Annotated in this window: 13 protein-coding genes and 1 pseudogene; 10 read left to right on the top strand and 4 right to left on the bottom strand. The window is 62.4% G+C overall.

The genetic code is table 11. From position 1 onward, the window contains the following. Positions 1 to 450, top strand: a pseudogene (locus L630_RS0115130) (C4-dicarboxylate ABC transporter); the annotation flags it as partial. A gap of 156 nt (positions 451 to 606) precedes the next feature. Here L630_RS0115130 and L630_RS0115125 read toward each other — a convergent pair. Both L630_RS0115125 and L630_RS0115120 read right to left on the bottom strand, forming a co-directional pair. After that, positions 607 to 1,299: a response regulator transcription factor gene (locus L630_RS0115125; protein ID WP_024849088.1), complete on the bottom strand. Its 693-nt coding sequence runs from the start codon at positions 1,297 to 1,299 to the stop codon at positions 607 to 609. Then, entirely contained in the window at positions 1,296 to 2,702 is a 1,407-nt protein-coding gene (locus L630_RS0115120) for an ATP-binding protein (RefSeq protein WP_144708689.1), read from the bottom strand. Before L630_RS0115120 ends, L630_RS0115125 begins: the two co-directional genes overlap by 4 nt. A 278-nt stretch (positions 2,703 to 2,980) precedes the next feature. Between L630_RS0115120 and L630_RS23285 the strand changes: the two genes are divergently transcribed. The 5 genes from L630_RS23285 (at position 2,981) to L630_RS0115095 (ending at position 17,317) form a co-directional block, all read left to right on the top strand. After that, positions 2,981 to 10,477: a peroxidase family protein gene (locus tag L630_RS23285; protein WP_024849086.1), complete on the top strand. Its 7,497-nt coding sequence runs from the start codon at positions 2,981 to 2,983 to the stop codon at positions 10,475 to 10,477. A gap of 65 nt (positions 10,478 to 10,542) precedes the next feature. After that, the gene (locus tag L630_RS0115110; protein ID WP_024849085.1) at positions 10,543 to 12,297 is read left to right on the top strand and encodes a type I secretion system permease/ATPase; all 1,755 of its coding nucleotides are present in this window, start codon (positions 10,543 to 10,545) and stop codon (positions 12,295 to 12,297) included. A gap of 14 nt (positions 12,298 to 12,311) precedes the next feature. Then, positions 12,312 to 14,492 carry a cadherin-like domain-containing protein gene (locus tag L630_RS21550; protein WP_024849084.1) on the top strand — a complete coding sequence of 727 codons (2,181 nt, stop codon included), beginning with the start codon at positions 12,312 to 12,314 and terminating at the stop codon, positions 14,490 to 14,492. 11 nt (positions 14,493 to 14,503) lie between these two features. Next, the gene (locus tag L630_RS0115100) at positions 14,504 to 15,802 is read left to right on the top strand and encodes an HlyD family type I secretion periplasmic adaptor subunit (protein ID WP_034330489.1); all 1,299 of its coding nucleotides are present in this window, start codon (positions 14,504 to 14,506) and stop codon (positions 15,800 to 15,802) included. An 87-nt stretch (positions 15,803 to 15,889) separates the two neighbouring features. Continuing rightward, positions 15,890 to 17,317 carry an ATP-binding protein gene (locus tag L630_RS0115095; RefSeq protein WP_084466078.1) on the top strand — a complete coding sequence of 476 codons (1,428 nt, stop codon included), beginning with the start codon at positions 15,890 to 15,892 and terminating at the stop codon, positions 17,315 to 17,317. A gap of 15 nt (positions 17,318 to 17,332) precedes the next feature. On the opposite strand, the gene L630_RS0115090 is transcribed toward L630_RS0115095, so the two are convergent. Next, complete coding sequence (locus L630_RS0115090) at positions 17,333 to 18,013, bottom strand: response regulator transcription factor (protein ID WP_024849081.1); 681 nt, start codon at positions 18,011 to 18,013, stop codon at positions 17,333 to 17,335. A gap of 188 nt (positions 18,014 to 18,201) precedes the next feature. Next, positions 18,202 to 19,224 (bottom strand): LacI family DNA-binding transcriptional regulator, encoded by a 1,023-nt coding sequence (locus L630_RS0115085; RefSeq protein WP_024849080.1) that lies wholly within the window; start codon positions 19,222 to 19,224, stop codon positions 18,202 to 18,204. A 309-nt stretch (positions 19,225 to 19,533) separates the two neighbouring features. Between L630_RS0115085 and L630_RS0115080 the strand changes: the two genes are divergently transcribed. The 4 genes from L630_RS0115080 (at position 19,534) to L630_RS0115065 (ending at position 23,025) form a co-directional block, all read left to right on the top strand. After that, the gene (locus L630_RS0115080) at positions 19,534 to 20,838 is read left to right on the top strand and encodes an extracellular solute-binding protein (RefSeq protein WP_051473292.1); all 1,305 of its coding nucleotides are present in this window, start codon (positions 19,534 to 19,536) and stop codon (positions 20,836 to 20,838) included. An 80-nt stretch (positions 20,839 to 20,918) separates the two neighbouring features. Then, positions 20,919 to 21,866: a sugar ABC transporter permease gene (locus L630_RS0115075; RefSeq protein ID WP_024849078.1), complete on the top strand. Its 948-nt coding sequence runs from the start codon at positions 20,919 to 20,921 to the stop codon at positions 21,864 to 21,866. Further along, positions 21,863 to 22,804, top strand: a complete 942-nt coding sequence (locus L630_RS0115070) for a carbohydrate ABC transporter permease (protein WP_024849077.1) — start codon at positions 21,863 to 21,865, stop codon at positions 22,802 to 22,804. Before L630_RS0115075 ends, L630_RS0115070 begins: the two co-directional genes overlap by 4 nt. Continuing rightward, the gene (locus L630_RS0115065) at positions 22,801 to 23,025 is read left to right on the top strand and encodes a hypothetical protein (RefSeq protein WP_024849076.1); all 225 of its coding nucleotides are present in this window, start codon (positions 22,801 to 22,803) and stop codon (positions 23,023 to 23,025) included. The genes L630_RS0115070 and L630_RS0115065 overlap by 4 nt, the downstream gene beginning before the upstream one ends. Position 23,026 lies beyond the last annotated feature (1 nt).

The raw sequence follows: 23,026 nt of genomic DNA, 5'->3' as shown, positions 1-23,026 counted from the left end.
TGGGACGACGTGGAAGTCGCGCTGCGCACGGGCGACCTCGACGGCGTTGCCTGGTGCGGCTTCACCGAGACCTATGAAGTGGGTTGGGCGGACGTGTGCAAGTACGCGCTGTCGAACTCGGTCACCGGCGCCTGGTTTGGCTCCTACTTCGTCAACACCGAGAGCTGGAACAAGGTGCCGCCGCACCTGCAGCAGCTCTATCGCACGACGATTGACCAGTCGCACTACTACCGCAACGTCTGGTACTGGGGCGGCGAGGCACAGCTGCGCGTCCACGGCGAGAAGCTGGAGCAGACCGAGCTTCCGAAGGAAGAGTGGGCACAGATCGTCAAGGATGCCGAGAGCTTCTGGGACGAGATCGCGGGCGAATCCGAGCGCGCGCGCAAGGTCGTAAAGATCTTCAAGAAGTACGCTGCCGACCAGGAAAAGGCCGGCTACCCGTACCGCTAAGAGATATCAGGGCGGGAGCCTTCTCCCGCCTGCTACTGTGGGCCTGCCGGAAATGGCCCCGGCAGGCCTTTCCTGATCGGCGAGGGGTGCGCTGCCTTCGGCAGCCGCCCCTCGCAGCGTTTCGGGGAGCCCTGACCGGACACCAGGGAACGCGGTTCAGGCAGCGCTGAGGCTTGGCGCGCCGCGGGGACTTGCCAGCGAGCCGAATATCTTCTCCTGTCCCCGTTCCTTCAGTAAGAGCGCTGCCTCGACGCGGTTGCGGACGTTGAGTTTCCGGAACAGGTTCGTGACGTGGTACTTCACCGTCTTCTCACAGACGCCGAGCCGCTCGCCAATCTCGCGGTTGCCAAGGCCCGTCGAGACCATCTGCAGGATGCGAAGCTCCTGCGGAGTGAGGGCGGCGAGGGGGTCAGGCTTCGCGGCCTTGCCGAGCGCTGTTAGCAGGCCGAAGCTGAGGTTCGGCGACATGAAGGTTTCGCCCGAGGCAACGTTCTTCACCGCCATAATCAGGTCGGTCGCGTTCACGCCCTTCAGCACGTAGCCGGCTGCGCCTGCTTCTACCGCCCGCATAACGTCGCTGCAGTCGCCTGACACCGTCAGCATCAGGATCCGGGTCGAAGGAGCGCAATCCGAGATCGCCGCGGCCGCCTCGATGCCGTCGCCCCCGGGCAGCGAAATGTCGAGGAGGACGAGGTCCGGCCTGTGCTTCTTGACGAGTTCGACAGCCTCGCTTCCCGAACTTCCTTCGGCAACAACGTTGATTGCGTCGTCCAGCTGGATCGCCTGGACGACGCCCGCTCTGAACAGCGGATGGTCATCCACGGCAACGACTCTGATCCGCTCACTCATGTTTCGTCCCCTTGTCCGAGGTTAACTGTCATCTCGATGGTGGTTCCGTTTGCGGTCTGGTTCATGGTGAAGATGCCGCCGAGGCTTTCCACGCGTTCGCGCAGGCCCATGAGCCCAAGGCCGCAGCCGCGTGTTTCGGTGTGCGGGCCATGGCCCGCATCGCTGACGCGCACCGTAAGCAGGCGGCCTTCGACTCGGCACTCCACCGTCTGGCCCTTGCCGCCGGCATGACGGAAGGCGTTGTTCAGGCCCTCCTGCACAAAACGGTAGGCGCAGATTCGCAACGCCGGCGGCAGGTCGCCATGATAGTCGTCCAGGGCAACCGAAACTTTAGTGCCCGTGCGTCGCTCATGCGCATCGGCGGCAGCACGGACCGTTTCGCCGAGCGTCATGCCTTCGATCTCCGGCAGCATCAGACCACGGGCGATGATGCGCATGTTCTGCAGCGCCTCGGTCAGCACGCCTTCGATCGACTGGAGCACATTCTCGCGCATGCGCCGGTCGGCGGCACGCCGGATCTGTTCGAGCTTCAGCGCTGCAAGGCCAACCAGCTGCGCCGGCCCGTCATGGAGTTCGGCGCCGACATTGCGCAGGTGCGCCTCATTCATCTCGGCCAGGCGTGCCGAGGCGCACTGCACCTTTTGGCGCAGCTTGCGGTTCTGCTCCGACACTCGCTCGATCTGCTTCAGCCGGTTGCGCAACGCCGACTGGTGCTCGGCGAGTAGACGGCCGCTCTTCCAGACTATGACCACCAGTGCAGCCGCGATCAGCAGCGTTGCGGCGATCAGCACCAGCCAGGTCTGCGTGCGCAGCCACAAGAGCTTTTCCTCGAGCGGAGCGGTCAGCTCATGCACCTCGACGACGGCGATGATGAGGCCTGAAAGGTGTTCGCGCAGCGGCACGTAGATTTCTAGGAACCGCGTGTTCCAGCCTCGGGCCGTATGCTCGGCGGCCTGCAGGTCGGTGTACCGCGCCTCGACATAGCCTTCGAAGGCGCGGGCAGCACCCTCGGGCGTTGCGAACTTGCCGCCGATCAGTTCGCTGCTGGTGGAATAGGCCAGTGATCCGTCGGGCAGCCACAGGTCGACGTGGACGAAGCGGCCATAGATGGGGCCGTCCTTCAGCATGGTATCGAGTCGCTCGATGCTGCCGGGGCTGAGGCTGTCCGAGCGGACAAGCTCCTGGACAGCGGGTGAGATCAGGCTGTCGAGGAACAGTGCGGAACTGGCCGCGGTGCTGTCGACAGTCGCGCGTGAGATGATGCCCGAAATGATGAAGCCGCCGAAGGTCATTGCCGCGAGGAGCACGATGCCTCCGGCAAGTGCGAACTGCGAGGGTTGGCTCATCCGGCTGAAGCTGTCTGCCCATCGCCTGCGCGGCTGTGAGAATGCCAGTACGCCCATGATTGCCCCGAACGCATTGTTGCCCAAGCCAACTCTATCGATCCGGGCAAGTGGCGGTACGTCCGATGGTCCAATGATGTGACTAGACTAAAGTCCGGGGTCCGGCCAGGGCTTCAGATCTGGGCCTGTTGCCCTTCCGGGGAAGTAAATCGTCGGACCAACTGAAGTAGTCCGACCCAATATAACGCGATCATCATGTCTCCGATGCGCAATTGCGTGCTTATCGCAGAAGGCGGCCGCCGGTTGCGTCATTTGTCTGGAAAAGACGGGAGGCAGTCATGGTTAATATCGTAAAGCACGATCTCGAATTCATTCTGAAGCAAATCAAGATTGCAGAACGGCATGCTGCGGGCGAGGACCTGAACAAGCTGGTCGCGGAAGCTGGAGGCACTGACCCGAATTCGCCAGCGTCTCCGCAGGCGCACCTGCAGCCTTACGGTCTGCGTACGGTCGACGGCAGCTACAACAACCTGCTGCCCGGACGCACCGAGTGGGGCGCAGCCGACTACGAGTTCAAGTATCTGACGGATCAGTCGTTCAGGCAGGGCTCAGGCAGCTTCACCTATACCTCGAACAACGACTACGGCGTCTCGGGAGATGTCGCTGACGCAGAGCCGCGCCTGATCTCGAATCTGATCGTTGACCAGACACTCAACAATCCGGCCGCCCTCATCGCGGCGCTGGAGCATGCGGGTGTAACTGGCGCGGCACAGACGGCCGCAGTGCAGGAGATCTGCCAGCTCTGGCAGGTTATCAAGGACCTCGACGAGAACTCGCAGAGCTACGCCAGCCAGAAGGCGCTCCTTGATGCTGCGTTGGAAAAGTACGGCATCGAGATGGATGGCCCTACCATCCTGTTGCCGAACGTTGCGCCGGATATCGGCGATTCGGCATCCTACAACTCGATGTTTACGCTGTTCGGCCAGTTCTTCGACCACGGCCTCGACCTGGTCGCCAAGGGTGGCAATGGCACGGTCTACATCCCGCTCTCGCCGGATGACCCGCTCTACAACCCGAACAGTCCGCAGACGAACTTCATGGTGATGACGCGCGCCAGCACGGGCGAAGATGCGCGCAACACCACGACGCCCTGGGTCGACCAGAACCAGACCTACAGTTCGCACGCATCGAAGCAGGTCTTCATGCGCGAGTATGTGGGAGGACCGGATGGAAAGCCGGCCAACACCGGTTACCTGCTGGGTCACGAGCACAAGGGAATGGCGACCTGGGCGGATGTGAAGGAGCAGGCAAGAACGCTCCTGGGCATTGAGCTGTCGGATGAAGACGTGCACAACGTTCCGCTGATCGCCGCCGACGAATATGGCAACTTCATCCCCGGCCCGAGCGGCTATCCGCAGCTCGTGGTCGGATTCGGCGAGGACGGCATCTTCGGAACGGCTGACGATGAACTTGTCGAAGGCAATCCGGACAATCCGGTCAGCCCCACCGCGGTCGGCGCATTCCGCACCGGCCACGCCTTCATCGATGACATCGCGCACAATGCTGTGCCGGGGACGGTCTACTACGTCAACGGCCAGCCGGTCGTCGTCCAGGCTGACGATGACGACGAGGCGGGTAGCCTCATCGGTACCGACAATCGTGGCAACAAGACCGCCTATGACGACGAGCTTCTTGATGCCCACTTCGTGACCGGTGACGGCCGCGGCAACGAGAATATCGGCCTGACGATGATCCACCATGTGTTCCACAGCGAGCACAATCGCATGGTGGACGAGACCAAGCGAGTGGCACTCGAATCGGGCGACGTCGACTTCCTCAACGAGTGGCTACTTGTGAAGGTCACCGAAATCCCGTCCGACACCAGCGGCCTCGTCTGGGACGGCTCGCGCCTGTTCCAGGCAGCGCGCTTCGTCACGGAGATGGAGTATCAGCACCTCGTCTTCGAGGAATTCGCGCGCAAGATGCAGCCGGACGTCGACGCGTTCCTGTTCGAGCCGGATCCGGACCTCGATCCAGCGATATTCGCCGAGTTCGCCAACGTCGTGTACCGCTTCGGTCACTCGATGCTGAACGAGAACATCGAGCGGGTCTATAGCGACGGTGCGCGGGACGACATGACCCTGTTCGAGGCGTTCCTCAACCCGATCGCCTACGACAACAACGGGACTCTCTCCCACGACGAGGCCGCCGGAGCCATCGTCCGCGGCATGAGCGGTCAGCTCGGCAACGAGATCGACGAGTTCGTCACCAACACGCTACGCAACCAGCTGCTGGGCATTCCGCTCGATCTGGCGGCTATCAATATCGCCCGCGGCCGTGACACCGGCATGCCGACGCTGAACGAGGCGCGTGCGAAGTTCCAGGAGATGGCCTTCGGCGACAGCCAGCTAGAGCCGTACAAGAACTGGATCGATTTCGCGCTCAATCTCAAGAACCCGGCATCGATCGTCAACTTCATCGCTGCCTACGGCACGCACGAACTGATCCAGGCCGAGACGACTGTCGAGGGCAAGCGTGCGGCGGCGATGGCGATCGTGTTCGGTACGTCAGAGCAGGTGTGGGACAGCTCGAGCGTCTCGTTCCGCACTATCGCGCCGCCTTCTGCAGACGACCGGAACGCCTTCCTCAACGGTACCGGTGAATACGCCGAAAACCTCGGCGGCCTCAACAAGGTCGATCTCTGGGTCGGCGGCCTAGCCGAAAAGAAGATGGATTTCGGCGGCATGCTGGGCTCCACCTTCTCCTTCATCTTCGAGATGCAGCTTGAGCGGCTGCAGGATGCCGACCGGTTCTACTACCTGTCGCGCGTCCAGGGCCTCAACCTCATCTCCGAGCTCGAAGGCAACTCGCTCGCCAAGATGATCCTCCGGAACACTGATCTTGGTGAGGACGGCACGGCCATTCCGGGTGACATCTTCGCGACGCCGGATCGCGTGCTCTACGTCGATCACGCCCGCCAGCTGGCGATGACAGGACTGGAAGATCCCGAGCACGAGAACATCTTCTGGCAGGCGCTCGTGCCGATGGTAGAGCGTGGCACGGACGAGCAGGGCCGCAATTACCTCCGCTACAACGGCGAGGAGCATGTCGTCATCCAGGGCACCGACGGCGACGACCATATCATCGCCGGCGAAGGCGACGATACCATCTGGGGCGGCAAGGGCAACGACCGTCTCGGGGCGGGCTACGGTGTCGATCACGTGCATGGCGGCGAGGGTGACGACATCATCACCAATGCCGGTACGGACATCGGCATGACCGACTTCCTCCATGGCGAGGAAGGCAACGATGTCATCCACGGTGGCAGCGGCCTTGCTCTCCTGTTTGGCAACCAGGGCAAGGACTTCCTGATCGCTGGTCCCGACGGCAAGCAGGTCTGGGGCGGCATCGACGACGACTTCATCATGGGCGGGGACGGCATGGACTTCCTGCTGGGGGAGGCCGGCGATGACTGGATCGAGGGCGGCGACCGCTTCGATACTCTCGCGGGCGAGAACTCGGAACTCTTCTTCAACTCGTCCATCAAGGGCAATGACGTCCTCAACGGCCAGAGTGGCGACACCGACTACGACGCCGAGGCTGGCGACGACATCATGTTCCAGGGCACCGGCATTCAGCGCAGCAACGGCATGGCCGGCTTCGACTGGGGCATCCACAAGGACGACCCGAACCCGGCGAATTCGGATCTCGGCATTCCGATCTTCGCAAATCAGGAAGCCTTCATCCTGCGCGACCGCTTCGACCTGGTGGAGGGCCTGTCAGGCTGGAAGCATGACGACACGCTTACTGGCCGCGTGGTGCCGGTGAACACCCGCGTCGAGGCAACCGGTACCGCTGCGATCCCGGCGCCGGGTCAGCCTCTCTATGCCTACTCAAACGCGCTGCTCGAGCGGAACGTCGAACTCATCGACGGTCTTGACAAGCTGGTCGGTCACCTGACGGCCTATGAAGAGGTCGGACGCGACGGCGTCGCCGAAATGGTGCTGTTCGAAACCGCCGACGCGTCGGACATGATCCTTGGTGGTGGCGGCAGCGATCGCATCAAGGGTCTCGCCGGCAATGACATCATCGATGGCGACAAGTGGCTGAACGTCCGCATCCGCATCACGACGGACGACGGCATCTACACCGCCGATGGCATGACCAAGCAGATCTTCCGCGAGGAAGATATGGTCAATGGCGTGCTGGTCGAGAGTGCGGTCGCCCAGTTCGAGGGGAAGGCGCTTCACATGCTCATGCTGGACGGCGTCTTCAATCCGGCTCAGCTGACCATCGTCCGCGAGATTGTCGACGGCAACCAGACGGGCGACATCGATACTTCCGTCTACACCGACGTCCGCGTCAATTATGCGTTCGGCGTGAACAAGGACGGCAGCCTCTATGTCGAGCACGCGCCGCCTGCCAGCGACGAGACCGATCCGCTGACTGACAACATTGAAGGTGTCACCGAGCGTCCGGTGCTTGATGGCCGCGACACGGTTCGCAACATCGAACGGCTGGAGTTCACCGACATGACGATGAACGTCATCAACGGCAGCTCGGCCAATGAGACACTGAACGGCGACCAGGCCGGGTTGGTTGACCAGCACGGCAACCCCATGATCCACGACGTCCTCATGGGCTTCGAGGGGATTGACATCCTCAACGGCGGTACGGGTAACGACGTTCTCATCGGTGGCGCCGATAACGACACCCTCCGCGGTGGCGCCGGCGACGACATCTATGTCTTCGGTCTCACCGACGGCAACGACCGCATCGAGGACTCGAGCGGGAATGACAGGATCGCCGTTTCCACCGATGGTCAGAGCTTGGCGGCCCTCAACTTCGCTCGCGCCAATAACGGTGATCTCGTCATCAGCGTCAACGGCAACGAAATCCGCGTGGTCGGTCACTTCAATGGCACTTCCGTCGAGACGATCAGCTTCGATGGCGGCGACTTCATGGGCTATCAGCTGCGCCTGGCCGATGACGAAGGCGACGAGGTGTTCCGCGGCGACTTTGCCCTCAGCACCGCCATTTCAGCCGACGAAGCAGGTGTATTGACCCTTCGCGCCGAAGCGGGAGTCAGTACCATCCTTGCCGACGCTCAGGGAGCCGGTGCAACGACGCTGCTGGGCGACACGGGCGATGACATGCTGTTCGGCAACAACGGCGCGGACAAGCTGAATGGCGGCGCCGGTGCGGACCTCTTGGTCGGCGGATCAGGCAACGACACCTACATCGTCGACGGCTACGGCGACACCGTTGTTGAATTCGGAGGCGGTGGCACCGATACAATTGAGGCCAGTATCGACAGCTACACCCTCGACGCCAATGTCGAACGCCTGACCTATACCGGAAGCGGTGACTTTACCGGCGCTGGCAACGAGCTCGACAACATCATCATTGGCGGGGTTAACGGCGACAGCCTTTACGGCGAGGCCGGCAATGACCGCCTCGAAGGCCTCGAGGGCGACGACTATCTCGACGGCGGTGAGGGCAACGACACCCTCCTCGGCGGCGAGGGCGACGATTACCTCGTTGGTGGTGCCGGCAACGACACGCTGACCGCCGGCAATGGCAACGACTATCTCGACGGCGGCGACGGCGACGATACGCTGAACGGTCAGGATGGAGACGACATCATCCGCGGTGGTGCCGGCAACGACACCATCAATGTCGGCAATGGCTTCAATACGATCGTTTACGACACTCTGGACTTCGGCAATGACACCGTGGCCAGCTTCGACGCCAATCCGACCGGCGGCGGTCAGGACAAGATCGACCTGCGCGGTCTCGGCATCACCGATGCCAACTTCGAGGAAATGGTCACGATCACGGCTGACGGTACCAACACTACCGTTACGATCGCGGGTGGCGGCACGATCACGCTCAACGGCGTTACCGGCGTCGGCAACAACGCGATCACTTGGGCTGACTTCATTCTTGAGGGCCAGGATGCGGACCCCATCAATGGCCCGATCAGCGGCACTCCGGGCGACGATACGCTCAACGGAACCTCGGCGAGCGACACGATCCTCGGTGGTGCCGGCAACGACACGATCAATGGCCTCGCAGGGAATGACATCATCGACGGCGGCGCTGGCGACGACGAGATCTTCGGTGGGTCCGGCGACGACGTCATCCACTGGCAGGCGCCAAATGGTGGCTGGGATGTGGTCGACGGCGGTTCGGAAGGCATTGCAGGTGACACGTTCGTCATTACCGGTGACGACTCCTACGAGATCTTCCGCTTCTATCCGACCGAAGATGCCACGACCGACTTCCCGGATATTGTCCTGCGGGGTGCGGCCACGGAAATCGTGGTGCTGCGCTTCCTCGTGACCAACGGCGTCGAGAGTGCGCCGCAAGTGATCGCCGAGCTGTCGGAGATCGAGGAGATCGTCATCAACGGCGCTCCGGCCTCCGGGTCGGGCACCTCTGCGGGCGACCGATTCGAATTCGTCGGCGATTTCAACGAGCAGGGCGAGGAAACCAACCTGCGGTTCAACACGATCACGGTCAACGGCTCGACCGGCAACGACGTGGTCGACATTTCGGGCCTGGCATCGGCGCACCGCATCCTCTTCCGGCCCGGCGGCGGCGTCGACACTATCATAGGTGCCTTGCGGCCGCAGGACGCGATCGTGCTGCCTGCAGGCACGACGCTCGATGACTTCGACCTCGTGCGAAATCTCGATGGCACGGTGACCCTGATCGGCGAGAACTTCTCGGTCACGTTCACCAGCCTGACCGCCTCGCCGCAGATCCTCCTGGACGATGGCGAGGGCAGCTACGCCGTCCCGCAGCCAGGCCTCGCCCCGAACGCTGTCGATGGGGAAGAAGTCATCGGCGAGGAGACGGAAGAGCCGGGTGAGCAGACTGGAGCTCCGCAGGATGAAACGCCCGGCGGTGGAGAGCAGAGCGGCGAGACCCAAGACGGTGACACGGGCCAGACCCAACAGCCGCCGGTTCAGGAGGAGACTCCGACCGACACCGGCAATGCTCCGGCCGAGGAGACGCCTCCGGCTGAAGAAGCACCGGCTGGCGACGAAACAGAGAGCGTCAAAATCGGTGGTGCCGGAGAAGACACGCTTACAGGCACAAGTGGCCGGGACATCATCTCTGGTTTCGACGGCAATGACGTGCTCGTTGCTGGTGGCGGTGCAGATATGGTGTTCGGCGGTGCCGGTGACGACACCATTCTCGGCGAAGGCGGTGACGACATTCTCGACGGCGGAGCAGGACGCGACACCGTCGTCGGCGGAGCAGGAAACGACACCTTTGTCGCCAGCGCCGGCGATGGTGATGATCTCTACTTCGGCGACGAGGGCAGCGATACGCTGAACATGGCTTCGGTTCAGTCGAACGTTACCGCTGATCTCGGCAGTTCGGGCTCCATGGGCGTGGTCAGCAGTGCTGAGACCGGCACCGACCTTCTCTGGCGCATCGAGAACATCACCACCGGCTCCGGCAATGACACCATCGTCGCGAGTGAGGCGATCAACGTAATGGATGGTGGGCTCGGCAACGACACCTTCCGCTTCGTGTCGGCTGCTGCTGCCAACGGGGATACGATCATGGGCTTCCAGCCGGGCGACAGGATCGACCTCAGCGGCATTGACGCCAACCAGGGCCTGAGCGGTAACCAGTCCTTCACTCTGGTTTCGGGGGCCTTCACCGGCGCGGCCGGGGAGCTGCTCATCACCCATGAGAACCGGGACGGCGTCGACTACACCGTCGTGCAGGGTAACACCTCCGGCGGCAACCAGGCCGACTTCAAGTTCTCGATCAAGGGTTCGCACGACCTCACGGCGAGCGATTTCAATCTTTGACGAGCTGAATGCCGGGGGCGCACCTGCGCTCCCGGCATTCCCACTGTTGCCCTGGGAGGGGTGTCATGCGTCAACGAGACAAGAAGTCTTCGACCAACAGAAGCGCGGAAAAGCTGACGAAAGGCTTCCGCTCCGTCGCCGTCTTTCTGTTCCTCATGTCGGGGATCATCAACATCCTGGCGCTGACCGGCGCCTTCTACATGCTCCAGATCTACGATCGCGCTCTTACCAGCGCGAGCATCCCCACGCTGCTGGCGATCTCGCTGCTTGCGGTGGGGCTCTATTTCTTCCAAGGCCTGTTTGACATCCTGCGCTCGCAGATCCTGGTGCGCGTCGGCGCTCGCCTCGACCGCAAGGTGGCGCCGCTGGCGCATCAGGTCGCTGTCGACATGCCCCGCTTCGGCTTCTCGACCGCCGAGGCGCTCGAGCGCGGCCGCGATGTCGATACCGTCCGTGGGTTCCTTGGCGGGCAGGGGCCTGTTGCCCTGTTCGACCTGCCGTGGATGCCGCTGTTCATTGCCTTCGTCTACATCCTGCATCCGCTGCTGGGCGCACTGGCGGTTGGCGGGGCGGTGGTGCTGACGCTGCTCACCATCATCACCGAGCTGATGACGCGCAACCTCACCAGCGCAACGCATCATGCGGTGGTGACGCGCAACGCGATCGCCGACTCCAATGCCCGCAACGCCGAGGTCATCAAAGCAATGGGCTTTGCCGCACGTGCCGTGGCCCGCTTCAACCGTGCCAATGAGGAACATCTCATGCTGCAGACGCGGGCCAACGATGTTACCGGCACGTTCGGCGCCATCTCCCGCGTGCTGCGCATGATCCTGCAGTCGGCGGTGCTGGGGCTTGGCGCGTATCTGACCATCCAGGGCGAAATGTCGCCCGGTGCCATCATCGCCGCCTCGGTCGCCTCTGCACGCGCACTCGCGCCGATCGATCTGGCGATCGGCAACTGGAAGGGTGTTGTTGCAGCCCGCGCTGCCTATGGGCGGCTCAAGGAAACCGTCGGGGCGCTTGCCTCGATCACCGAGCCGCTTGAATTGCCCGCGCCGCAGCGTTCGCTGAAGGTCGAGGGTATCACCGTCGCTGCCCCCGGTTCCGGCCGTGTGCTCCTGAGCGACGTGACCTTCGAGCTGAAGGCGGGCGAGGCTCTTGGCGTCATCGGTTCCAGCGGCGGCGGCAAGACGACGCTCGCCCGCGCGCTCAGCGGCATCTGGCCGACCCTGCGCGGTAGCGTCCGCCTCGATGACGCGGAGCTCAGCCAGTATGCTGATGCAAAGCTCGGCTCCTATATTGGCTTCCTGCCGCAGGAAGTCGCGCTGCTCGACGGTACCATCGAGGACAACATCGCACGGCTCGAGGAAGCGCCGGATCCGCGCGCGGTTGTCAGTGCTGCCATGGCGGCCGGGGTCCACCCGATGATCGTGCGCATGCCTGATGGCTACAAGACCGAGCTCGGCCCGCAGGGCGCATCGCTTTCCGGCGGCCAGCGCCAGCGCATCGGGCTCGCCCGGGCGCTCTACGGCGATCCGTTCCTGGTCGTGCTTGATGAGCCCAACTCCAATCTCGACGCGGAAGGCGAGGCGGCTCTGACTGCGGCGATCGAAAACGTGAAGCGCCGTGGCGGCATCGTTGTCGTCATCGCGCATCGTCCGAGCGCGCTCGCGGCCGTCGATACGGTCGCCGTGGTGCAGAATGGCAGGATGACGGCCTTCGGACCGAAGGAAGAGGTCCTTGCCGCGATCCTCCACCCGTCTGCTCCGGTAGCCGTACCCGCCGCAGCAACCAAGGTTAAGGAGCGCGCCGCTGTCTGAAGGCGCGTACGGCCATGATCGTCAACGTTAAAGGCACAAAACAGACGCAGGCCGATCCGGACTTGGCACAAAAGTTCGTGCTGAAAAGCATGGATCGGCAGTCGAAAACGCCGTTTGCGCTCGGGATGCTGCTGGCGAGCCTCGTGCTCTACTTCAAGTCGTTCCTGTCGAGCCCGGGATCGGCTCAGCCAGCCGAGGAGGGTGCGGAGCCTTACCCGGAGGAGCTTCCTCCCTCCGAGCCGGAAGTGACGGCCGAAATCATTCCGCTGCCTGTCGAACGCAAGCCGGAACCAGAAGAACCCTTCGAGCTGGATACCAGCTCGACGGTGCTGGACGACTTTTCCGCGGCCGCCTTTTACGGCATCTCACCGGAGCCATTCGAATTCGAGATGGACCTCGGCGTCCTTTCGGTCACCAAGCCGATGGTCGTTGCTGTCCTTGCCGCAAACGACAACAATTTGGCAATCGGCGACCCGGCACAAACCTCTTCGGCCGACAGTTCGGACCAAACGGGCTTCGACCCGGTAGCTGGCCCGGATCAGGAAACGTCGGCGGAAGCACCAGCCTCTCCACAGGAGGCGGCGACGCAGGATCCGACTGATGGAACAGATCAGACGGACGTCGAAGATCCGGGCGAAACGGACACGCGCGATCAAGGCGACACCCCGGACCTCGACGGAGAGGACGAGGAAGGGCGGGTCAATCGCGCGCCGCGCAGCAGCGGGCCAGTCACGCTGTGGGACCTCAGCGGCTGCGGGCCCTTTCTGATCGCGATTTCCGATCTGCTCAGCGCGGCATCGGACCCTGATGGAGACCCACTTACAGTCCAGAACGTGACCGCCTCGCACGGCACGATCACCTGGACGAACGGCCATTGGGAATTCCAGGCCGCGCTCGGCTACGAGGGCGTGGTGACGATGACATACGAAATCACCGACGGCGAATTCGTCATCGAGCAGGTCGCCTATATCAACGTCCAGCGCAACACGATCGAGGGCACCGACGGCGACGACCAGATCGTCGGTACCGACTGTGGCGAGAACATCGACGGCCGCGCTGGGGACGACAACATCTACGCACGCGGGGGTGATGACATCATCAGCGGCGGCGAGGGTGACGATCACATCGTTGCCGGCGAGGGCAACGACATCGTCTTCGGCGGCAACGGTCATGACATCATCCTGGGCGGCTCAGGCGACGACTACATCTTCGGCGAGGCCGGAAATGACTATCTCTCGGGCGACGAAGGCGACGACATCGTGTTCGGCGGCGATGGCGATGACCGTCTCTACGGTGGCGCCGGTGACGACATTCTCGATGGTGGCGACGGCGATGACATCATCGAGGGTGGAGCGGGCAACGACGTTCTGCTCGACGGCAAAGGAAGTGATCGCGTCGCAGGAGGCGAGGGGGATGACCTCGTCATCGCGGCTGCCGATGGCGCCGACGACCATTTCGATGGCGGAGCAGGCTTCGACACACTCGAATATTCCGCGGCAGGCGAGGGCATTGTCATCAACATGACCGAGGCCGTTGCCTCCGGCGAAGAGATCGGTACCGATACGTTCGTCAATTTCGAGGCCGTCGTTGGCGGTACGGGTGATGACCACTTCATTGCCGCTGCTGACGGTGATGACGATCATTTCGATGGCGGCCAGGGTTTCGATACGCTGGACTACTCGGCTACGAGCGAGGGGATCGTCATCGACGTGATGGGGGGCGTGGCATCTGGCAAGGAGATTGGCACCGACACCTTCGAAGACTTCGAGGCCATAGCAGGCGGCAGCGGCGATGATCATTTCATCGCGGCTGGCGGCGAAACCGTTCTGGCCGGCGGCGGCGGAGATGACGTCTTTGAGTTCCTGCCGCCCGAGCCCGCGCCTGTTCAGGGCACCTCGATCCCTGAGCCGACGCCGACCGGAAAGCACATGATCCTCGACTTCAATGTCGGCGACCGCGTTCGGATGTCGAAATACGACATCTTCGAGAAGGTGCTCGACGAAATCGAGGAAAGGTTCGAGGAAATCTACGGTGACGACTTCGACGATGATGACATGGCGATCCGCTATCGCCATGACCGCGTCGACGACATCAGCCGCACCGTCATCGAGGCGGATTTCAACAATGACGGAGTTTGGGAAACAGCCGTGATGATCGATGGCACGCGTGCGCTCGTCATCATCGGACATGCGTAGGGGAGGTTACCGTGAGGAAAAAGGGAAAAGACACGTTCCGGATCGGCTCCCGCGTATTCGCGGGGACGATGCTGGGTATCCTTCTGGTCGGCGGTGCCGGCGGCTGGGCGGCTTCCGCACAACTGGCCGGCGCGGTGATCGCGCAGGGGCAGGTTGCGGTTGATCAGCAGATCAAGGCGATCCAGCACCACGACGGCGGCATCGTCAGCGCCATCCTGATACGTGAGGGTGACGTGGTAGAGGAAGGCCAGGTGCTGATTCGCCTGGACGTCACCCAAACCAAGGCCGAACGCTCGATCGTCGAGGCGCAGATGCTGGAACTGACAGTCCGGCGCGCCCGTCTTCTGGCAGAGCGCGACCTTCTAAATCACATCGAGTTCCCGGTATCGCTTGATCTTTCGCGTCCTGACGTCGAGTTTCTCGTCAATGGCGAGAAGCGGGTTTTCGAAGGCAACCTCGCCAATCGCGAAAGCCGCAAGCAGCAGCTAGAGCTGGTGCTCGCGCAGGTCGCCGAGGAGATTAAGGGGCTTGAGGCGCAGCTCATCTCCAAGCAGGACGAAATCGCGCTCGTCGACCAGCAGCGGGAGAAGCTCGAGCATCTCGTCTCCCGCCAGCTCATGGAGCATTCTCCGCTCTATGCGGCACAGCGCGATGTTGCCCGCCTGCGGGGCGAAAAGGGTGAGATCGATGCTTCGATCGCCCGCGCTCGCACAAAGATGAACGAGATCCGGCTGCAGATCCTCGCCATCGATGAGACGGCCCGAACTGAGGCACAGCGGGAGCTGACCACCGTCGATACCAAGCTTTCGGAACTGCGCGACCGTCACATGGCCATTTCCGACCGTCTGCTGCGCACCGATATCCGCTCGCCTATCGCGGGCACCATCCACGAGCTCAACGTCCACACCATTGGTGGTGTCATCACGCCTGCCGAAGTGCTGGCGACGATTGTGCCGGTCGATGCGAGCCTCAAGGTCGAGGTCATGCTGCAGCCGACTTCGATCGATCAGGTCGCGATCGGCAGCACCGCGCGCGTCCGTCTGCCGGCACTCAATCAGCGCACGACGCCGGAGCTGTTCGGGCTCGTCTCGCACGTTTCGCCCGCAACGACGCGTGATCCCGTCAGCGGCCAGCATTTCTACAAGGGCGACATTCTGCTGAACGAGGGCGAACTAGCAAAGCTGGGCGACAGCAAGCTGATTCCCGGCATGCCGGTGGAGGCATTCGTGACCACCAGCGAGCGTACGGCACTGTCCTATTTCGTCAAGCCGATAACAGACCAGCTCAGCAAGGCGTTGAGAGAACGATGAAGAACTTCATCATATTCTGATTGAGCGATTTATCAGTCAGATCGATCTGGTGTAGTCTCTTCCCGTTGCTTGGGGCTGGCAAAGTTCATGCCGCATACGGGAAGAGATCGGGGCACGCTATTGGGCCTCAGCCTGTCCATGCAGTTCATGGCGGCTGCGGCCGTGGTGCTGTGCGTGTCGATGGCCGTCCTCGGTTCGTGGGTAAACAACCAGATCACCCGCAGCGTGCTGGCTACCTCCGGTGCCGGCGCCGTCGGCTTCATGCGCGCGTTCATCGAACCGCTGCTTCACGATCTCGATACCTACGACGAGCTGCCTCCGCATGTTCATCGCGCGCTGGATGGGCTTCTTGCCGAGGGCGAGCCGATCCTGTCGAGCATCGTCACCGTCAAGATCTGGCGGCCGGACGGGAAGGTGCTCTACGTCAACAAGCCGAAGTCCCTCATCGGCCAGAGCTTCGTGTCGACCGACATGGCGAGGGCCGCATCCGGCGAGGTCGTCGCCGAATTCGAAGACATGACGAGCGAGGAGAGCGCTTATGAGCAAACGCTCGGTCTGCCTCTTATCGAAGTCTATGCGCCGCTTCGCGACCCATCAGGCAAGGTGATCGCCGTCGGCGAAATCTATGAAAACGCCAGCGAACTCGGCGTGCAGCTGAAGGTCAGCGAGTTCCGTACCTGGATCTTCGTCTGCTTCACCACCGTCGTCATGCTCGGATTTCTCTACCTCATTGTCCGGCGCGGCAACGGCCTTATCGAACTGCAGAGCTCGGAACTACAGGCGCGGTACCGCGAGTCGGTGGCGCTTGCGAAGATCAACCAGGACCTCCGCGTCGAGGCCGACAGGGCACGCCTCGATGCGAACGCGGCCAATGAGGAACTGATCGGCCGCATCGGCCTCGACCTGCACGACGGGCCGATTCAGTTGCTGAGCCTGCTGATGCTGAGGCTGGGGCGCTTGCGCCAGAGCAGCATGAGCCCGGAAGAAAAAGCCAATGCGGCTGCGATCCAGGAACTGACGTCATCTGTGATTCAGGAACTGCGCGAACTGTCCGCCGGGCTCGTGCTGCCGGAAATTCGCGAGATCGGTCTGGAGGAAGCGATCCGCCACGCCGCGGAGCGGCACGAGAACCTGACCGGCACCACGGTTGCTGTGGAACTCGGTCCTTTGCCCGCCGATCTGTCGGATGCACTGAAAATCTGCATCTACCGGATCATCCAGGAATCGCTGAACAATTCCTTCAAGCATGCGGGCGGAAAGGGGCAGCGTGTCAGCGCCCGGGAGGAAGAGGGGCGCATACTGCTCACTATCTCCGACAGCGGCGAGGGACCGGTCGAGCAGGTCCGGCAGAGTGCGGTGGGAGCAAAGCTTGGCATGCACAGCATCCGCAATCGTGTCGCGACCTTCGGCGGCGAACTGAACATCCACTCTGACCGCAACGGCACGACAGTCTCGGCCGAATTGCCGATAGCCGCGCAGCCGGCGGCGGGCAGCGCATTGCCCGCCACCGCGTGAGGCGGATTTCGCTCGTCAGTTGAGCAGCGGGGTCTGCTGCACGTCGCCGCGTGCCGTCGCGAAGGTGCCGAGTTCCTGGGCCGCGAGCACCACCTCCACGCGGTTGCGGGCATGCAGCTTCTGCATGAGCAGCGTCATGTAGTGCTTGACGGTCTTTTCACTGATCTTCAGGCGTTCGGCGATCTCTTTGTTGGTACGCCCCACCAGCAGCAGGCGCACGATCTGGTCCTCGCGGACGCTGAGCTTGATGGACGGATCGGACGGCGTCCTCACCGAGGAATTCCGCAGTGCTGAGATCACCTTGCTGGCAAAGCTTGGCGTAATGAACGTCTCGCCGGCCAGCACCGTATCGATTGCCTGGATGAGCTCGTCGTCGGTGCTGCCCTTCAGCACATAGCCGGTCGCACCCGCTTCCAGCGCCTTGACGGCATGATCGATACCGGCGGAGGCGGTGAACACCAGGATGTGTGTGGGCGGGGAGATCTCCTGGCTGCGGCGGATCGCAGAAAAGGCGTCGCCGGGCATGTTGAGGTCGACGAGGATGATGTCGGGATGCTTTTCCGAAAGCAGATCAATATCCGCCGCGCACCGCCCCGTCCCGACCACCGAAAATCGCGGAATCTCCGAAAATATATGCGCAAGCCCACCAAGAAGGACCGGATGATCATCTACAAATGCTATGGAGATTCGACGCATAACCAAGCCCCCTCCAGACTTATGGTAACGTAATATTTCTACGCGCCATGTACGGTTGCAATTCATACTAAAGGATGAAGGCAGGTGTACTAAGGGGGGATCCGGTATCGCCCTCACGGAAACTTGAAGTCGTAGAAAAAATGACCTGTCGGGGTCATCTAAGATGAGCCCGGACGAAAATGGTGTTCCTACAGATTATCCTTCAGCAGGATCTCGATCCTCAGTTGATCCTGAGACTTCAGCACCGAGCGGCCGTCGATGCGGGCGCGGAGGAGGCGGACGGCGCTGCGCACAGCGTGGCCCGGGTTTTGCGCGATAACGGCGTCGATGGCGCCGGATTTCAGCCCTTCGACGCTGAAGGGCGTGCGCTCGTGAGCGATGACGATGATGTCGTTGAGGCTGATGAATTCGGCCGCGCAGGAGATCGGTGCACGGGCCTCGGAGCTCAGGACATAGAGGCCAACGACGTCACGGTTGTATTCGAGCGTGCGGGCGATGATGCGGCGCGTGCGCTCCATGTCGGAATGGGTTTCCAGCGAGGGCAGCACCGACAGGTGCGGAAAGTCGCGGTTGATGACGTCGTCGAAGCCGAGGCGGCGCTGGCTGCTGTCCTGTGCCCGCATCGTCTCGGCGATTACCATGATTGAGCCGCGTTCCTTGCGGCAGAAGCGGCCGACGAGGCGCGCGGCGGTGGCACCGGCCGCGTAGTTGTCGATGCCGACGAATTCGATGCCGGGTGCCTGCTGGCTGCCCGACAGGAAGTTGACGACATGGACGCCGCGCTCGACGAGACGCTTCAATGCATCGCGGACCTGCGGCGATTCCGGCGCCATGATGGCGACACCCTCTACCCTGCGAGGATCGATCGCGGCGAGGTAGCTCGCCACCAGATAGGGATCTTCGATCGCCATCTGCACGATCTCGGCGCTCACCATCTCCGACTTGAGCGCGTCGTTCACGACGCGGATCTCCTCCATGATTTCCGCAAGATACTGGTCCCCTGCCTGTGGCAGGATGAAGCGAAGCCGGTAGGTGGTGCTGCGGGCAAGATTGGCGGCTGCAAGGTTACGCACGAAGCCGATGCGCTCGATCGCCTCGGAAACCTGCCGCATCGCCTTTTCGCTAACATTTGGACGTCCGTTTAGGACGCGGTCGACCGTGGCAAGGCTGACGCCTGCGGCTCTTGCAAGGTCTCGGGTCGTAGGCCTCATGCTAGCGAAATGATCCTCCATTCCGACGTGTAAGACCGCAGAAGGGGTCACGCAACTGCTAATGAGGTACGTACCTCAATTTTTTCTTGCCATGACGTGCGTACCTCAGATAGCTTGGCTGCGAGGATGGCGGCCAGTCGAGGAGGGCTGGTTGCGGAGGATCCTGCGGGAGGAGTGTGGCGCAGACCAGCCACTGATGCGGCGTGGGCTTAGGGCCCGCGATCCTTCCGAATTGCATGCGAAACAATCGTTTCTGCTGGTTCGATTTGGGAGGTCACCGTGAAGTCATTTCTCGCAAGTTCCGTTGCAATGTTCAGCCTGACGACCGTGATCGGCGCCGCAGGCGTCACCTCGGCTGCCGCCGAGGATCTGACGCTTTGCTGGGCCGCCTGGGATCCGGCCAATGCGCTTGTCGAGCTCTCCAAGGAGTTCGAGAAGCAATCGGGGCACAAGATGAGCTTCGAGTTCGTCCCCTGGCCAAATTTCGCCGATCGCATGCTCAACGAGCTCAACTCGGGCGGCAAGCTCTGCGACCTGATGATCGGAGACAGCCAATGGATTGGCGGCTCGGCGGAGAACGGCCACTACGTCAAGCTGAATGAGTTCTTCGACGCCAACGGCATCAAGATGGAGGACTTTGTCCCGGCTACAGTGACTGGCTATTCGGAGTGGCCGAAGAACACGCCAAACTACTGGGCGTTGCCGGCATTCGGCGACGTCGTCGGCTGGACCTATCGCAAGGACTGGTTCGAACGGCCGGAAATCCAGGCGGAGTTCAAGGAAAAGCACGGCCGCGACCTGACGCCGCCGGAGACTTTTGCGGAGCTCAAGGAGATCGCTGAGTTCTTTCAGGGTCGCGAGATCGACGGCAAGACCGTCTACGGTGCCTCGATCTACACCGAGCGCGGCTCGGAAGGCATCACCATGGGCGTGATGGATGTGCTCTACAGCTTCGGCTTCCTCTACGAGAACCCGGACCAGCCTTACGACATGGAGGGCTTCGTCAATTCGGAAGGCGCGGTGGCGGGCCTCGAATTCTACAAGTCGCTCTATGACTGCTGCGTGGCTCCCGGCACGTCCAACACCTACATGGGCGAGGGCATCGACGCTTATAAGTCGGGACAGGTGGCGCTGCAGATGAACTTTGCCTTCACCTGGCCGGGCTTCGAGGCCGACCCCAATGTCGGCGGCGGCAAGACCGGTTACCTTGTCAATCCGGCTGGCCCGGACGGCACCCGCTATGCGCAGCTTGGTGGTCAGGGCATCTCGGTTGTCTCCTACTCGGAGAAGCAGGACGCGGCGCTCGAATACATCAAGTGGTTCGCCCAGCCAGAGGTCCAAAAGAAGTGGTGGGCAGCCGGCGGCTTCTCGTGCCTGCGGGCCGTGGTCGAGGACCCGTCCTTCGCCACCAGCCAGCCCTATGCGCAGACCTTCCTCGACTCGATGGCGATCGTGCGGGACTTCTGGGCTGAGCCCAGCTACGCCACGCTGCTGCAGGCCTCGCAGAAGCGGTTCCATGACTACGTCGTCGCGGGCAACGGTACCGCCAAGGAGGCTCTGGACGGCCTGATCGCCGACTGGACCGAAACCTTCGAGGACGACGGCAAGCTCTGACGTCCCTGATATCCAGACGTGACCGGCCGGCATCGCAATTGCCGGCCGCGTCCGAGGCTTGTCCGAGGGAGGCTGGACTGATGTCGATATCGGTGATCGATCGCGCTGCCGCTGCAACGCCGCCAGGCATTGCCCGCAAATTTCGCGGGCTGAGCGACCGGGCGATCGCCTGGATTTTCGTCGCGCCTGCGATCTTCCTGCTGCTTGCGGTCAACATCTTCCCGCTGATCTGGACGATCCGGCTTTCCTTCACGAACTACGCCGCAAACCGCCCCAACCGCGAGGTCGAGTGGGTGGGCCTGCGCAACTATGAGCGGATCCTGACCGACGCCGACACCTGGTCGAACATGCAGACCACGGCCCATTTCCTGTTCTGGACGATCTTCTTCCAGGTCCTGATCGGTTTCACGCTCGCTTGGCTGATCAACCGGAAATTCCGCGGCAACGACCTCGTCACGACGCTGATTGTGATGCCGATGATGCTGTCGCCGGCCGTGGTCGGCAATTTCTGGACGTTTCTCTACCAGCCGCAGATCGGCCTCGTGAACTACGCGGTCGAGTTCGTCACAGGCATCCCGGCCTCGTCCTTTTCGATGTTGGGTCCCGGTGGCTGGGCGCGGTGGGCGATCGTCATCGTCGACACCTGGATGTGGACGCCGTTCGTGATGCTGATCTGCCTCGCGGGGCTGCGTTCCATCCCCGACTACATCTACGAGGCGGCCGAGATCGACCGCGCCTCCAAGTGGCGGCAGTTCTGGACGATCACCATTCCGATGGTTTTGCCGTTCCTGATGCTGGCGGTGCTGTTCCGCGGCATCGAGAACTTCCGCATGTTCGACCTCGTCGTGCTGCTGACGGGCGGCGGGCCGGGCGACGAGACGCTGCTCGCCTCGATCGACCTCAAGCGCGAGGCGTTCGAGAAGTGGCGCACTGGCTATTCGTCCGCCTACGCCATCATCCTCTTCGTCACCGTCTTTGGTCTCGCCTCCATCTACGTGAAGGCGCTCAACAGGGTGAAGGATCGATGAGCAGCTATTCCGTCACCGAGCCGTCCGCGGGGCAGAAGTGGGTAGCAGGCGCGCTGGTTGCGACCTATGCGCTGATCACGCTCCTGCCGCTCATCTGGATCTTCGCGACCAGCTTCAAGACGCCGTACGATGCGATTGCCTATCCGCCCAAGGTGATCTTCGACCCGACGGTCGAGGGCTACGTCAACCTGTTCACCACCCGCACGCGCATCCCGATCGACCAGGTCGGCAACCTGCCGCCGCCGGCCAATTTCGCGGAGCAAATCGTGCGCGACCAGGGCATGATGATCACCGGTCCCTCGCGCTACGGCGCGCGGTTTTTGAACTCCATCATCATCGGCTTCGGCTCGACCTTTCTGTCGGTATTCCTCGGCACGCTTGCGGCATATGCCTTCTCGCGCTTCCGGGTGCCACTGAAGGACGACCTGATGTTCTTCATCCTGTCGACCCGCATGATGCCGCCGATTGCAGTGGCCATCCCGATCTTCCTGATGTTCCGCGAGCTTGGGCTTTCTGACACCCATCTCGGCATGATCCTGCTCTACACGGCGGTGAACATCTCGCTCGCCGTCTGGCTGCTTAAGGGCTTCATCGACGAGATACCGCGCGAATACGAGGAAGCGGCGCTCATCGATGGCTACACGCGCTTCCAGGCGTTCTACAAGGTGGTGCTGCCACAGGCCGCGACCGGCATCGCCTCGACCGCGATCTTCTGCCTGATCTTCGCGTGGAACGAATATGCTTTTGCGGTGCTGCTCACCTCCGGCACTGCGCAGACCGCTCCGCCCTTCATCCCCACCATCATCGGCGTCGGCGGGCAGGACTGGCCGGCCGTCGCTGCCGGGGCGACGTTGTTCCTCATCCCGGTTCTCTTGTTCACCGTCCTGCTCAGGAAGCACCTCCTGCGCGGCATCACCTTCGGAGCGGTCCGCAAATGAGCAGTTCCGCACATAGTTCGCCCGCTCGCAGCACCGTCGCGTCGAGCGGCCGCCGCCGCATCTTCCGGCGCGGTCCGTGGGAGATGGCGGCGTCGATCATCATCGGCCTCGGCGTGGTGATGATGATGCAGCCCTTCTTCATGTGGGCGTTCACCTGGTCGTTCCTCGTCACGCTGGCGGGCACGGTGATGTTCATCATCGTCAGCCACTTCCCGGAGTAGC

The organism is Aminobacter sp. J41 (assembly GCF_000526635.1).
Classification (GTDB): Bacteria; Pseudomonadota; Alphaproteobacteria; order Rhizobiales; family Rhizobiaceae; genus Aerobium.
Note: the sequence above shows the minus strand (reverse complement) of the source record. Positions and strands in the feature narration are given on the sequence as shown.